The sequence below is a fragment of the Streptomyces sp. SLBN-31 genome, from assembly GCF_006715395.1.
Lineage (GTDB): Bacteria > Actinomycetota > Actinomycetes > Streptomycetales > Streptomycetaceae > Streptomyces.
The window spans coordinates 3818090-3832835 of the sequence record NZ_VFNC01000001.1 but is presented as its reverse complement, the minus strand read 5'-3'; the positions used below and the strand labels follow the sequence as shown (position 1 = coordinate 3832835).

General features: G+C 66.2%; 10 protein-coding genes and 2 pseudogenes. 3 read left to right on the top strand and 9 right to left on the bottom strand.

All coding sequences use genetic code 11. From position 1 onward, the window contains the following. Positions 1-58 precede the first annotated feature (58 nt). From FBY22_RS17750 to FBY22_RS17735, 4 genes and pseudogenes are all read right to left on the bottom strand, one after another. The gene (locus tag FBY22_RS17750; protein WP_260844910.1) at positions 59-1288 is read right to left on the bottom strand and encodes an ABC transporter substrate-binding protein; all 1230 of its coding nucleotides are present in this window, start codon (positions 1286-1288) and stop codon (positions 59-61) included. 543 nt (positions 1289-1831) lie between these two features. Then, a pseudogene (locus tag FBY22_RS17745) lies at positions 1832-2114 on the bottom strand (transposase); the annotation flags it as partial. A 54-nt stretch (positions 2115-2168) separates the two neighbouring features. Then, positions 2169-2823, bottom strand: a pseudogene (locus tag FBY22_RS17740) (transposase family protein). A gap of 552 nt (positions 2824-3375) precedes the next feature. Next, the gene (locus FBY22_RS17735; protein ID WP_260844997.1) at positions 3376-3804 is read right to left on the bottom strand and encodes an SRPBCC domain-containing protein; all 429 of its coding nucleotides are present in this window, start codon (positions 3802-3804) and stop codon (positions 3376-3378) included. A gap of 242 nt (positions 3805-4046) precedes the next feature. On the opposite strand from FBY22_RS17735, the gene FBY22_RS17730 reads away from it, so the two are divergent. Then, on the top strand, positions 4047-5285 hold the full coding sequence (locus FBY22_RS17730) for an IS701 family transposase (RefSeq protein ID WP_142146670.1): 1239 nt from the start codon (positions 4047-4049) through the stop codon (positions 5283-5285). 922 nt (positions 5286-6207) lie between these two features. Here the strand turns inward: FBY22_RS17730 and FBY22_RS17725 are convergent. Together FBY22_RS17725 and FBY22_RS17720 are read right to left on the bottom strand one after the other, a co-directional pair. Further along, positions 6208-7617 carry a M1 family metallopeptidase gene (locus tag FBY22_RS17725; RefSeq protein WP_142146668.1) on the bottom strand — a complete coding sequence of 470 codons (1410 nt, stop codon included), beginning with the start codon at positions 7615-7617 and terminating at the stop codon, positions 6208-6210. A 405-nt stretch (positions 7618-8022) separates the two neighbouring features. After that, positions 8023-9552 (bottom strand): serine protease, encoded by a 1530-nt coding sequence (locus FBY22_RS17720; RefSeq protein WP_160159889.1) that lies wholly within the window; start codon positions 9550-9552, stop codon positions 8023-8025. A gap of 758 nt (positions 9553-10310) precedes the next feature. On the opposite strand from FBY22_RS17720, the gene FBY22_RS17715 reads away from it, so the two are divergent. Continuing rightward, positions 10311-10823 carry a hypothetical protein gene (locus FBY22_RS17715; protein WP_260844909.1) on the top strand — a complete coding sequence of 171 codons (513 nt, stop codon included), beginning with the start codon at positions 10311-10313 and terminating at the stop codon, positions 10821-10823. Positions 10824-11384: 561 nt separating this feature from the next. Beyond that, positions 11385-11702, top strand: a complete 318-nt coding sequence (locus FBY22_RS17705) for a lactonase family protein (RefSeq protein WP_260844996.1) — start codon at positions 11385-11387, stop codon at positions 11700-11702. A 339-nt stretch (positions 11703-12041) separates the two neighbouring features. On the opposite strand, the gene FBY22_RS17700 is transcribed toward FBY22_RS17705, so the two are convergent. The 3 genes from FBY22_RS17700 to FBY22_RS17690 are packed head-to-tail and all read right to left on the bottom strand — an operon-like array spanning position 12042 to position 14736. Further along, the gene (locus FBY22_RS17700) at positions 12042-12638 is read right to left on the bottom strand and encodes a hypothetical protein (protein ID WP_186363018.1); all 597 of its coding nucleotides are present in this window, start codon (positions 12636-12638) and stop codon (positions 12042-12044) included. After that, positions 12635-13945: a hypothetical protein gene (locus FBY22_RS17695; protein WP_142146662.1), complete on the bottom strand. Its 1311-nt coding sequence runs from the start codon at positions 13943-13945 to the stop codon at positions 12635-12637. Before FBY22_RS17695 ends, FBY22_RS17700 begins: the two co-directional genes overlap by 4 nt. Further along, positions 13942-14736, bottom strand: a complete 795-nt coding sequence (locus tag FBY22_RS17690) for an ABC transporter ATP-binding protein (protein WP_142146660.1) — start codon at positions 14734-14736, stop codon at positions 13942-13944. Before FBY22_RS17690 ends, FBY22_RS17695 begins: the two co-directional genes overlap by 4 nt. Positions 14737-14746: the final 10 nt, after the last annotated feature.

Below are 14746 nucleotides of genomic sequence, written 5' to 3'. Positions count from 1 at the left end.
CGGGGACCGCCGCAGGATGAGACCGGCACTCGGGGGCACCGGCCGAGGGGGTGGTGGTTCACGGGATCACTCCCTTGGATTGCAGAGCATCGTCGATCTGGCCGCTGATGGTGTTGACCGAGCTTTCGGGCTTGATTCCGGAGGGCGGGGACAGGGTGTGGGACACGGCGATCGACACGTTCTGGTAGGCGGGGGTGAGCGGGCGAACGCTCGCCGACTCCAGGGAGGCCAGCACATCCTTGGCGAACGGATACGCCTTGATGAACGGCCGCTCGTCGTACAGTTCACGCAAGGTGGGGGGCAGGCCGCCCACGAGCGCGGCGGTGAGCTGGTTCTCCCGGTTGCGCAGACACAGGGCGGCCTCGAATGCCTGTCGGGGGTGGCGCGAGTAGGCGCTCACGGCCAGGTCGATGCCGCCGATGGTCGGCCGTGCCGGGCGGTTCGCGTCGACCCTGGGGTACGGCGCCCAGCGGAAGTTCTTGAACAGTGCCGGATTGTTGGCCTTCATCGACGGATAGACGAACGGATAGTTGAGTTCGAACGCGGCACCCCCGGCCTCCATGGCGAGACGGTTCTCGTCCTCCATCTGGTTGGAGAGAGAGGGATCCGCGGCCGCAGAGTGCGCCAGGTCGCGCATGATCCCGGCGGCCCGCACGGCGGGCGCACCGAGGGAGGGCTTCGTCGCCGTCGGATTGAGGATGGAGCCACCCGCGCTATTGATCAGCGTGTTGAACCATACGGTCAGGCCCTCGTACTGAGCACCCTGGATCTCCACATAGTGCGGCTTGCCCTGCCGAGAGAGGTTACGGGCCATGTCCAGCATCTCGGCCCAGGTCTTGGGCGGGGTGGGTACCAGGTCCTTGCGATACCAAAGAAGTTGGGTGTTGGTGTTGTACGGGACGGCGTACAACTTGTTCTTCCAGGTCGAGGTCTGCAGCGGTACGCGCAGGGTGCCCGCGGTGGCCCGCTGCTTCGCCGCGCCGGTCCACTCGCGGATCCAGCCAGCCTCGGCGAACTCCGCCCCCCAGGTGACGTCCAGGCCTACGATGTCGAGCGAGTCGTCGTGGGCCGCAAGCCTGCGGACAAGCTGCTGACGCTGGCCGTCGGCGGCACGCGGGAGCTTGTTGTAGCTGATCCTGTAGCGGCCGTGCGAGGCCTGACTGCACCGGTCGGCCGCCTTCTGGAGTGCACCGGAGTCGTCGGGGAAGTTGTACCAGTTCAAGGTGAGTGGGCCGGACCCCTCCCCGCTGCCGCACGCAGCGAGCGTCGACGCCAGCAGGGGCAGCACCGCAAGCACCCGCAGCCGCCGCGCACTCCCCTTGGGGCGCCTCCTGACCGGAAGGGGCCGAAAGCCGGACCTCACGTCGCTCCACACCTCGCTCCCTGGCCGGTGGTCACGGGAGTCGGGTCCCGCAGCCGTTCTGTACCCAACGAACGCTAGACACTACATAGAGCAACAACAAGTACATATGCGGGCAAATGGTCCATACGATTCGAGGTCATGGGCAACCTCGCGAGGACCTGCCGTCGCCCGTTGCCGTCCGAAGAGGGCCACCGACCGGCCGGCCGTGTCGCAACGCAGTCCGTGCGGTGGCACCGTCCCAGGCGAAGGGCCCGGCGCGTTTCTACCTTTGACGAGCAGGCGCGTGTGGACGAGGAGGTGCTCACCAGGTTTGACGGCAGCGCATCCGGTGTGCCGGTTGGCCTCGTCGGGGTCGCAGGCGTGGACGGTGAGTTCAAGGGCCCCCGTCAGGGAGGCAACGTCGTCGAACGGGCGTTCCGCGGCGCCCGGTCACGGTCCGTCGCCGGGGCAGAGGGCAGAGCCTCAGGTCCTCCCGGAATCGCAGGGCACCGAGGCGACGCCGCCGAAGCCGGCGAGGCGGTCGGCGGTGCCGAAGGCCGTCATGTCGCCGCCGGTGGCGGCCAGGAACTCGGTGCCGAGGATGACACCCACCGGGCATGCTGCTGATTACCTCGAACGTGTGGTGGTCGCGAAACCGTGCCTCGGTGGTCTTGTCGAGTTCGGCGACCTGCTGGTTGAGGGCCATTACCTCCCTCGCCAGCGTGTGCACCAGCTGGGCGGTCAGCTTCTCGCCGGGCAGGCTGGTGTGCCGGGTGAACCATACGAAGGGCTCACCGCCTCCCGCAGGACACCGTAGGGAACCTTTTCAGCGGTGCCGATCCAGGGTGAGGACGGCCTTGATGATTGACGTCATGCGGTCGGGCTGCCCCGGGCGTGGCGGAAGATTCGCCAGCACTCCAGGCGGGCGATGCCTCGTTCGACGGGTACGCGAGCGGCCGTCAGGGCCCGGTTGACCGTCTGCTGGGTTGTGGTGAGTTCGCCTTTGGGCAGCCGGCGCTTGGGGGTGGCGACCCACTCGCCCGGTCCCGCTGTAGGCCATGTCGGCAAGGGTGGGACTGCGCTGGCGCTCACAGATCCTGACGATCTTGTGTGGGCGGGCGGCGGTCAGGTCGTGTGTGGGTCCGCGCAGGGAGGGCGAGAGCCGCAGCGTCCGGCCGTCCGGGTCCGTGATGACCTGCGTGTTCGCACCATGACGCTTGTGCTTGGTCGAATAGTCCGCGCGCCCGTCGCCGACCCGGTCGCACTCGACGAGCGTGCCGTCCAGGAGCAGGCCCGGCGCCTGGTCCGCGAGGTGTTCGATGACAGCGGTGACGTAGGTGTGGGCGGTGTCGACAGAAATGCGGAAACCCGCAGCCAGTTGAGCCAGGAGGCATGTCGATGCAGGTATGTCAGAGCGAGCACCGCATGCGCGGACGGTCGGACTTGCGGCGCCGACCACCCTCCCGGGTGACGATCTGCATCGTCACCCACTCCACGAGTGCGTGCGGCAGATCGAGTGCGGCAGGTCACGGCTAGCAAGGCCGCCGAGACCGCCCTTGGTCGACCTTCTCCCTGGCAGACGGGCAAGACGCCTGGCTGCACCGCCTGGACGTATGAAGCCACACCCCCAAGACACCCTCCAGACCATCAGCCGGCGTTTGAGGGCTTGCAGCGGGGAGCCAGCGCGACGGGCACGAGAGATGATGCAGCGGCAGGCACGGTCTCATTCGGTTCTCGTGGGCCTCGACAACACAAGATTACCGGCGTCGTGCCTGCACTGCTTCCGGCTCCAGAACATGACATGACACGACGTCACGAACGAGGCGCGTGAACCGGACGGATCCGCTTCATGCAATTCCCCTGGGGCTCAGTCCGCCCCCATCCGCATACCTCACACACCACGGACGACACCCCATCGAAATCAGGGACTTCGAGGAAGATCACCCTAATACTCCAGCTGTAGATCGTGATCTCTGGTCAGGGCGGCGTGAAGAGAGTACGGCCACCGGTAGGCCCCTCCCCGACGGAGTGATCTAAGGCGACGCAGCGGACGACATCAGCTCTACCAGCTTGTTGAGAGCCTGAGTCCAGCCTTCCTCGTGGAGAGCTTGTCGTCGCTCAGTGGCGAAGTCACCCTGGGTGAAGACCAACTCCGCCGACGTACCGTCGATATCGCGAAGCGACAGCGTCACCACCGTCTCCCGATCCTCGGGATCGGGGTCCTCCCATCGGAAGGTGTAGGACAGGCGTTCCGGAGGGTCGACCTCAAGGAATTCCCCTACCAGGTAGAACAGATCGCCTTCCGGAGGCTGCATCGCGATCCGATAACCGCCTCCTGGCCGAAGGTCGCTTCCCACCCTCGGGGTGGTGAACCCGTCAGGGCCCCACCACTTGGCCAGTTCCTCTGGTTGGGTCAAGGCTCGGAATACGACTGAGCATGGCGCGGTGAGAACACGCTGCATTTGCAGCCTCAGTCCGCCCTCGTGCGTCATCACGAACCCTTCCACCCAAAGGCGTCGAGATCGACCTCTACACCCATCCTAATGCGCTAGCCGTAGACCGCGATGTCACTGGTCAGGGGCAGTGCCAGGGCAGGTACGGCCACCGGTGATCATCGTGTGTTGTGTGGACAAACAAAGATCAAGCGGTCGCCGCAGGCCCTAGCGTAGACCCCGCTCGCTGGCGGGGCATGTTCGATGCCCTGATGGGTCGGATCGCGGGCCGATCCGTGCGGGTCGAAGCGCGACGCCGCGCACGATCCCTCGTCCTGGGACTGCTGTCCGACCTGCCACAGAAGAATTGCTGGACGATCGCTGAGCATGCCGGACACGCCAGCCCGGACGGCCTGCAGCACCTGCTGGCCCGGGCCAAGTGGGACGCGGACGCGGTCCGCGACGACCTGCGCGGATACGTTGTGGAGCATCTCGGTGATCAGGATGCGGTACTGGTCGTCGACGAGACCGGCGACCTGAAGAAGGGCACCCACACCGTGGGCGTGCAGCGCCAGTACACCGGTACCGCGGGCCGCATCGAAAACTCCCAAGTCGCCGTCTACCTCGTCTACTCAACTCCAGCCGGACACGCCGCGATCGACCGGGAGTTGTACGTCCCGCGCTCGTGGACCGATGAACCGGACCGCTGCCAGGCAGCCGGTATCCCCGACGAGATCGGCTTCGCCACCAAGCCGGCTCTGGCCACTACGCTGATCACCCGCACCCTGGACGCTGGCATCCCTGTCGCCTGGGTCACCGGTGACGAGGTCTACGAGGCCAACCCGCACCTGCGCGCCGCGCTGGAAGCCCGGCAGACCGGCTACGTCCTCGCCGTCGCCTGCGACCATCAGATCCCCACCCGCGCAGGGATACTCCGGGCCGACGCCCTGGTCAAGAAGCTGCCCAACCGGGCCTGGCAGCAACGCTCCGCAGGCACCGGAGCCAAGCGACTGCGCCTCTATGACTGGGCCCTGGCCGACATCACCGACAACCGGCCCGGCCACCACCAACTGCTGATCCGGCGCAACCGCCGCACCGGCGAACTCGCCTTCTACCGCTGCTACTCACCCGCTGCCGTCCCTCTGGCCACCCTCGTGCGCGTGGCCGGACGCCGATGGACGGTCGAGGAAACCTTCCAGTCTGGAAAGGGCCTGGCTGGCCTGGACGAACACCAGGTGAGGCGGTGGATGTCCTGGCGCCGGCGGGTCACCCTCGCCATGCTCGCGCACGCATTCCTGGCCGTCACGGCCGCCCACGAACAGGCCCGCCGTCCGTCCCCGGATGGGCTGATCCCGTTGATTTGCAACGAGATCCAGCATTTGTTCGCGACGCTGACCGTCCAGCCCGCCCACGGCCCAGCTCACCGGCTTCACTGGTCTGACTGGCGCCGACGCCACCGGGCCCGCGCCCGCAACTGTCACTACCTACGACAAGCAGTCCAGACCCCATGAAGACCAAGATCTACGGCTGGAGTACTGACGAGCCGAAGTCAGTAACGAGCTCGTGCACGGTAGGGCCTTCACCTGGTTCAATTTCAGGCGAAGGCCGTACCGTCGCGCAGTACAGCTGCGGTCAACGCTTGAAGACGTCCTTTACGCTGAACGCTCGTGCACCTTCGGCCCGAGCACATTTTCAGCCGAAGGGCACTTTGGTGTATGGCGTGTACCGAACCGAGTGATCGATCCGAGGCAGCATTCGAGGTCGAAAGTCAAACGATCAAGATCGTGCCTGCATTCCTCACTTGGCCCACGTTCGTCCCCCTGCCTGGACGACTCAGCCGTGGGATGAGCGTTCATAACTGATGGAGTACACCATGCCCACTGCGGAGCAGGTCGCAGATGAAGTCTGCCCGAGGATTACCCAGGGACCGGTGATCTCCCACTTGGCGCCGCCACCGTTTCGGCTCATGCAAGTGACGACTGCGCGGTGTATGCGGGCGCCAGAGCCGTGAGTGCATTTGACGTTTCCGGTCTGGCCGCTCGTCCACGATGTACAATCCCTGGCTGCCGCCGCGGTGGTTGTCGTTGCGGACATCGCCTCCGCCGATGTTGCTGCGAGCATCCCCGAGGCCAGTGCCACTCCGGTGACGCCGGCAACAGCGGACATCCTGAGGGAACGCATATATATCCTCGCTTTCATTGCGGATTATATGAGATGTACCTACCCATGTAATCCGTCGAGTGATGGCTGGATTGCCAAGTAGACCCAATCACCCTTCAGCCCGGCAGACAAAAGGATTTCTTGGAGATTTTCTAGGGTGCGCGTCGTGGAATTGGGCATGCCGAATTGGCGGACCCGAGGGCTCGCACCATGTTCCCGTTCGCAGAGGTGTTACCGTTGGAATTCCACCTCCACGCGGCTTCAGTGAAACGGCTACGCGGCAGTGGGCTTGTTCCTGCTGTAAAGCCAGGCTTCGAATAGTTCAGCCAGATCCATGCCGGACTCCTTCTCGCACAGCTCGATGAACTGACGGGTGTTGGCGTTACCGTATTGGTGCCGAGTAGACCAGGCCCTCAAGATGGTGAAGAAACATTTGTCGCCCACGGTTAGGCGGAGGCGGTGGAGAGTCATCGCTCCGCGTCCGTAGACGGGAGGGTCGGACACTCGATCCGCACTCGGAGGTTGCGCCGGCGGAAAGTCCCAGATTCCCTTACTCTCGGGATGGGTGCCATGGTAGAAAGCGTCGAAGATCTCATCTGCGGTAGTGGCGCCTTGGTCTTCCTTCCACAGCCACTCAGCGTAGGTGGCGAACCCTTCGTTCAGCCACATGTCCCGCCATGAGGTCGGGGTGACGGAATTCCCGAACCATTGGTGGGCGAGTTCGTGCACGACTAGCGTTTCGTCGGGTGCCTCCTCGAAGTAGGGCTTGCTCTGGGTCTCCAACGCGTACTCGATATCAGGCAGATGGTCGACGATCGCCCCTGTGCCGGAAAAGGGGTAGCGCCCGAACCGGCCGCTGGCCCAGTCGATGATTTTGGGGACCAACTCGGCCATGTCGGGGGAACCCTCGACCTCGTCGGGGTCGATGGCGATGTAAACCGGCAGACCATGCGTTGTAGTCGTGGTGGATATGTCGAAGCTGCCCACGACGACACTTGCGAGATAGCTGGCCATAGGCTCGCCCGTGTGCCAATGCGACGTTGTTCGTCGTCCCTTGTGCTGAAGTCCCGCCAGTTCGCCGTTGCTGACCGCCGTGTAGTCTTTGGGAACGGTGATGGTGATGTCGTACAGCGCCTTGTCGGACGGATGGTGGTTGCCCGGAAACCAGGCCATCGAGCCTGTCGGTTCTCCGAGCGCAGCTGCGCCGTCGTCGGTTTCGATCCACCCCTCCACGCCTCCGTCCGCATCAGTGATCATCTTCGGGATGCCTGAGTAGCGGACGGTGGTCGTGAAGACCTTGCCGCTACGCAGCGGATCAGCGGGCGTGAGAATGAGCTTGTTCCTCACTCTCCTTACCTCGGCCTCGGAGCCGTCGACGCGCGCATCGCGCACCTCCAGACCCATGAGGTCAAGGGAAAAGCGACTCAGGGCCTGTTTGGCTCGGGCTGTGATCACCGCGGTGCCGACCAGCGCGTTGGTTTCCGGGACGTAGTCCAGCGTCAAGGCGTAATGCGCGACGTCGTAGCCACGGTTGCCCAGCGTCGGAAACAGGGCATCGCCTGCCGAAGACGCACCGGGTCCGGCGGCCCCGGCAGTGCGCCCGACGGAACCTGTGCAGGCGGTCCCCGTGGTGAGGAGCAGCACGGTGAACAGAGCAGCCCGGGACAACCGAGCGGAATGCATGGCACCTCCTGGTGCAATGGGCGGCGCGGCAACGTGAAGACGGCTCCGCTATAGACGGCTCCGCTCAGACAGCAACTCCGGGGGCGGGCACCTCATCGTGCAAATTCGAAGAAAAGGGTGACACCTGAGGAACGCAGCGTCGTCCTCGACCTGTCGCGGTGGGATCCCTGTCCGTCCGACGAAGCTGACGGGCCCGCAGCCCGATGGGATTCCGCCGGGCCGGACGATCACTGTCCACCGCACCGTGCCCCCTGGCTCAGTTCACCAGCCCCACGGGCTCCGGCCGAGGCACGATGTGCTCGCGCTCCGGCAGCACGCACCGAAGGAAATACCGTGCCGGGACGGATACCCCGCGGCACACCCGCACGGGGTGTGCCGCGAGATACTGCGGCTTAGCGTCGCACTCTAGGGTTTGACGAGGGCGTTTTCCTTGCCGATGCCGGAGCCGTTGCCTTCGGTGTAGAGGCTTAGTTCACCGTCCGACCAACGGACGAGCGTGTCGTCCGGCCAGGGGTTGTCGCTGAAATCACCACCGGTGACGAGCATGGCGTGCTCCCAGAGGTCGTTGGGGGCCTTCCACTGGTGCTCGCCCCAGGTGTCACCCGTGCCGGTGAAGTCGTCGTACAGCGTGAGCTCACCATCCGACCAACGCACCACCAGGTCCCAGGTGTCGTTCTGCGTGTAGTCACCGGAACCGATCTCGACCGCGTGGGTCCACAGCCTGTTCGGGTTGACGACCTTGATCTCCTTGCCAAGACTGGTCCCCGTGTTCTGGTAGACCGTCAGCTCACCGTCGGACCAACGCACGACGAGGTCGTCCTGCCACTTGTTTCCACCATAGCGGCCAGCGGTTACCGCCGTGGCGTGCTTCCACGTCGGGTTCGGTGCGACGATCTGCTTCTCACCGTGGAAGCCCTTCTCATCCACCGAGGGGTACAGCGTGACCTCACCGTCCGACCACACCACGATCAGGTCAGATCCGTTGTCGCCAGTGAAGTCGCCAGCCACAACCTGCTTGGCGTGCTCCGCCCAGAGCTTGTTCGGCTTCTGGACCCTGATCTCCTTGTCGAAGTAATTCAGGCCCTTGTCCGCGCCGCGGTAGATGGTCAGCTCGCCGTCCGACCACAGGACGAACATGTCCATGCGGTCCTCTGAGACCGGCCCGTTCAGAGCGAAGTAGCCAGAGGCGATGTCGTTGGCGTGTTTCCACGTCGAAGCAGCCGGAAGTACGACCGGGGCCGGCATCTTCCCCGCCACCGCAGCGTCGTAGATCCGCTTGAGGTCACTGTCGAAGTACGAGGAGTACGACGTGTCGTCGCTGTGGCCGCCGGTCTGCCAGCCACCCGTCACACCGATGACCTGTGGGTGGTCACCGCCGATGATGAAGGGACCGCCAGAGGTTCCTCTCACATAGCCGTCGCAGTCGATCTGGGAGAAGGTGCCGCCCTTCCAGTCTCCGGAGCTGTCCGTGCTGAACTTCTTCATCGGCGACGTGCAGTCGAGCGGGTCCTGATGAGGCTTGTACTTGCCGTCGTCGTCAGGCAGCCAAGGGTAGCCAATGACTCTGGTCTCGGGATGGTCGAAGCCCGTGCCGTAGCCGATCGGGATCGCTCCCACCACGTCCTGGACCTTCTTCCCGTCCGCGCGGGGCTCCGTCTTCAGCAGCGCGAAGTCCAGGTCCGTGTAGTCATGGTCACCGCCCTTGCGCAGATAGCGCGGGTCGGCATAGATCTGCCCGACCTTGATCGGGAAGAGCCCGTACGGCTTGGGGTCGGCCCGGTGGTGCTTGGGCACGAACACGAGCTTCTTCTGCTGGTCGGTGCTGTCGAAGCAGTGGGCAGCGGTCAGCACCATATCCTTGCCCGGGGAAGGGACGACGGTTCCGGCGCAGAACCGGTACTTCAAATCGCTGTCCTGCCAGAAGAACGTGCCCACCTCCTTGATGCCCTCGAACGTGTGTGAGGGCGAGGTCCGAGCGACGCCCTTGCCGCGGCTCGGACCTGACGTCTGCCCCGGCAGGGGCTGGTCCTCGTCAACCGGGACGGCTTGGGCCATGCGCTCCGGGGTCCAGAACTTCTCCAGTTCCGTCGCCGGTGTCGTGTCTTCGGGAGTGCTCCTCGCGCTGGGTGATGCGCTTGCCGGGTCGGACGGAGCGGCCGGCGGCGTGGTCGTAGCCGTGCTCGTGGACGGTGACGTGGACGGCGTGCCCGGAGTAGTGGGTGCGGCCTCCTCTGAAAGGGAGGGGGAGGGCGTCGGGCTCAGCGGTGAACTGCTCGCGGGCGGTGTCACAGGAGTGGGTGCGGGATCGGCCCACGCGGATGTCGAGATGAAGGTAGCCGCTAACGCGGTGACAGCGGCCAGGCTGTATCTCAGCCTCAAGATTCCCCCTTGTTGGAGTACTCACGGGCCGTGGTCAGCGGCCCGATCCGTTGCGATTCCGGATCCTAGGCACACCGTCTTACAAACGTAAAGGCGATTCCATGAAGCAACCAAGGACCCTTGAAAGGGCTCTACTTGGGGTGGAGGGCCTAGGCATCAGGAAGGGAAATCGAGGCATGTACGCACCCGCACAAGCACGGCTCGTTACTTGCGCGGCGGTCTTGCTCAGCCTGATCACCGTGTCCTGCGGTGGCGGGGGCGGCACCGCGCCGGAGTCACCGGCGTCCCGTCCTACCGCCGGACACGGCTACGCAATGGCGTACGACGCCGGATGGCGCGAAGGTAAAAGGCTCTTCAAGGACGGCGGCAAGGGCGCGGGGGTCCGTGAAGTGGTGTGGGGAGGATGCGTCCGCCGGTCCCTCACAGCCCAGCCGCAGAACGTGGTGGAAAAGGACCGCGGGGCTTGGGTCCTGGGCTGCAAGCAGGCCGTCGGAACAGGAACGGAACGTCATCCGCCTGCGAGGCCGGTGACGCGCCGCGCACCTGATCCGGACCTTCTGGCCCGGTTCCGGTCCTGGGCCGGTGCGAACGGCGCGAAGCAGCTCGCGCTGCATGTCGACCAGGTGATCCTCGTCCACCTCGGAGCCCGGGACTACGACGTCGAACTCGCCACCACCTACACCGACAAGAGTGCCAAGTCCGCCGTAAAGCGGTTGGCCGACGTGTTCGTGACCTGGTGGGACGGCGACGACGGTGACAACGCCACCGCGTGGAACCTTATTATCACCGCCGAGAACGGCACGCGTCTGAGCACCCGGAGCCTCTGACAATGAAAGGGCTCCGATCACATGACGCCGAACAACCACCTGCCCCTCGTACCTGTCCTCGCAGCCAGGGTCTTTGCCTGAAGTGATCTTGTCCGGTTGAGGTTCCCTCGCTGTGCGGCAGGCGCTGATCAGCTGGTCAGAGTGTTGATGGACGGACGTGGTGGAGGAGGTTCTCGATACCCCAGTGCCCTCTGATCCAGGAAGTGAGCTGGGCGTCGGCGGCCGCGCACCCGCGGTGACCAAGAGGAAGACAGCAGCCTCGCTGCCACCATGGCGGCGGCCGGAGCGCTCGCGGCGACCATGACATGCGCAAGCCCCGCGTACGTGGATGGGGCCCCGAGCACGAGGACGACACCGTTCACGGGGCGCACCGAGGGCGGCAGCCTCGTGCTCAGAGACGGTGACGTCATCGCCTGCGCGGGTGTGGGTCAGCTGCAGGTCGCTGAGCCGGACGGAGTCATCCGCGACACGGACGGTGCGGGCGCGGCGGAACCCTTCTCGATCACGCTGAAGACGTCCCGCACGTAGTGAACCCGGCACCTTTGCCAGGCGGCGTGCTGGCTGGAGCGCGCCGGCGACTTCTTCTACGGCGGCAACACAGGCAACTCAACCGTCACCGGGTATCGCAGCGACCGGCACGGCAGGCTCGCGCTCACCAACGAGATCGGTATCGCCACGCCGCCGTCAGCCATGTCGCAGGGTGTCATCGACCTCGCGGTGACTCAGGACGAGAAATTCCTGTACGTGCAGAACGGAACCTCCGGAACCGTCGACGGCTTTCACATCGGCAGGAACGGCTCCCTCACCAAGGTGACGACGACTGCCGCCGGCCTCCCGCCCTTCGCCGAGTCGGGCATGGAGGGCATAGCCGCGATGTGATGATGCCGGCGTCGTGCCGGGTCCCGCCCCCAGCGAGACTGCGAGCCGTGGCGGTTGACGATCACACGGTGCTCGCTGCCGAGGCGGCTGCGGTCGACCGGTGAAGGCCCTGCCCTGTGTGCCGTCCCTGCCTTGCGGACCCAGGACCTCGCCTTCGGGCAAACCGCACTCCTGTCGCAGGCCAACCCACCGGGGAAGTCGGCAGCCCTCGCACCTCGCGCTCCGGCCGCCCCTGGGCAGCCGCACGGGCCGCATCACGGTGGGCCCGTTTGGCAGGGCCTGCTACCGCCGCCGGACGAAGCCCTCCGCCTCGACCGCTGAGAGCGACCAAAAGCAGGCTCAGAGGGGGTCCGACGCTGTTCGCGGGCGTGGGCCTCGGCTGACGTAGGCGGCGGTTCCGGCGGTGGCGAGGGCTGCTGCGACCCACGCTGCGGGTCGGCTGTCGATGGCCTGCGTCTGCCAGGTCAGCGTCTCCCCCACACTGCCCAGGCCCGGGAACGCCACCGCGCCGAGTGTCCACCCCAGAGGCAGGAACCATGATCGAGCGGTGCCTACTGTGGCCGCTCCCAGGGCGGTCAGGCCCAGCAGGCCGGCCGCGTCGCGAAAGACGCATCCGAGGGGCCCGAACCGTGTGCCGGTCAACAGCGTGGCCAGCAGGAGTACGAGTACGCATAGCAGGGCTGCTGCCAGGTGGGACGTGCGCAACCATCCCCATGGCCGCGCCGCCGTACGGTCCAGGGTGTCGTCGGGGCCGCTGAGCGTGGTGGTGACGACGGAGACCAGGAGCAGGACCGTCAGGCCCATTACGGGGCGGCCGACTTGCCCCTTGCCACTGAAGGTGGCCGCCAGCAGTACGGTGATGGCGGTGGCCCCGGCCGCCGCGCCGAGCGCCGCCGGCACTTGGCGCGAGCGGGCGTAGAGAGTCAGTCCTCTCATCGGTCGCCTCGTGTCAGGAGGCCGGTCGCGACCTGGCAATGCTGGGCAGCCCGATAGACGGCGGTTACCCGGGCATCGGCCTCGGCGCGCGGCAGGGCCCGCAGGTCCTTCCAGAGCTCGACGGCGTCCGGGTCGACGTATTCGAGGCCATCGGGACCGGCGGTCGGGTGCCGGTCGAGCAGCCAGAAGGCCGCCGCCGTGGCGACTGGGACGTTCGACCTGTCTCCGCAGCTTTCAGGGCCGGTGAACGCCCCTGTGAGCATCGTGGGTTCGAGCAGGCCCGGGTGGGCGAGGTGACCGTGCTTGTCCACCGTGATCCTCACCAGCACGGTGTCAGGCAGCGACTTCGGTGAGGTGGGAGGAAAGAGCGTGGTGGTGTCCTCGTGTGCCTCGGCGACCGATGTCTTCGACAGGAGTCCCAATGCGTGCCGGGCCTTGGGCGCAACCTCGGGAAGCAACGCTTCATGGGCCCGGCTGAGGCAGACCCGTGGAGCGTCGGCGGTACACACCAGTTCCTGGGCGACCGGGTCGAGCCTCCCGCGCTCGTAGGCATCGCCGGTCGGCACGACCAGTGCCGCGGCTGTTGCCCCGATGGCCAGCGGCACCAGCGCGGTGAACGCGAACCTGCGGTCCTGGAGGGCGAAGAGCACGACGGCCGCCGCGGCGATCGCGGCCATCCAGAGCCCCTGGGCAGCGCTGACTTGGCCGTCGACGGTGTCGTAGTCGCTGAAGATGCTCATCCCCATGATCGGGGAGAACGCCGCAGTGAATCCGCCGTCGGGCAGGACATGGGGGGCGAAGATGAGCAGCGCGAAGCCGATCACGGCCAGCGCGGGTGCGGTGGCGAGCGCGGGCACCAGACGCCCGACGGCCAGCCCGAGCCAGACGGACGCGATCATCGCGACCAGGCCGACGGCTACGAGGACGTACGCGGCCGACGGTAGGTAGCGTGCAGTGTCGGCGATCCGTGGTGCCGCGGCAAGGAGCGTGACCAGGTACGCGACGACCACCGCCAGCCCGGTCGTGACCAGGATCGGCACCATCCGCTGCGGTCGCGGGCGAGGCGCGCTGGCGAACAGTTCACCGACGTCGGCCCAGTGCTCACGATAGGACTGCCAGGCACCGGCGGCCATCGCGAGAGGGGAGAGAAGCGCGAGGTATTCGCGCTGCGTCATGGCCAGTGCCATCCACGCCGTGGACCATCGCGTCGCGGTGGCCTGGAGCAGGATCGTGCCGGCGAGGGCGATCAGGAGCGCGGCGCCGAGCGCGGCCGACCGCCGGAACTCGATGCCGAGGATGCGGTTCATGCGTTGCTCCGGTGGCGGCGCAGGAGGGCGGAGTAGCCGCGTTCCGCCGGGCTGTCGCCCGCGTCGCTCTGCCCGCCGCTGGCGATCAGGTCGTCGGGGGTTCCGTGAAAGAGGAGTCGGCCCTCGTTCATGACGAGGACGTCGGTGCAGGCGGCGACGACGTCCTCGACGAGGTGGGTGGAGACCAGCACACAGCTGTCAGTGCCCAGGTCACGCAGCAGGTCGCGGAAGTCGAGACGCTGTTCGGGGTCGAGTCCGACGGTGGGCTCGTCGAGCAGCAGCAGTTCGGGGTCGTTCACGATCGCCTGGGCGATGCCGGCCCGACGTACCATGCCGCCGGACAGCGCCTTCATCTTGCTGTCGGCCTTGCTGGTCAGACCCACCCGATCGATCGCGCGTTGCACGGCATCGGGGATCGCGGCCTTGGGTATTTCCTTCAGCCACGCCATGTAGCCGACGAACTCGCGCACGGTGAACCGGGGGTAGAAGCCGAACTGCTGTGGCAGATACCCGAGTCTGCGGCGTATTCCGCGCAGGTCGGCACGGTTGTCGACCTGCGCGCCGAGCAGTGTCAACGAGCCCTCGGCAGGTTCGGCGACTGTGGACAGCGCCCTCATCAGGGTGGTCTTGCCGGCGCCGTTCGGGCCGAGCACACCGTGCACGCCGGCACTCAGCGCCAGGTCGAGTCCGTCGACGGCCAGGTGCCGGCCCGCCCGGACCCGCAGATCTTCTGCGTGAACGAGCCAGGGATGAAGCGTGGGGGCTGTTTCGGCAGCACTCATCGCCCGCATGGGTCTCTCC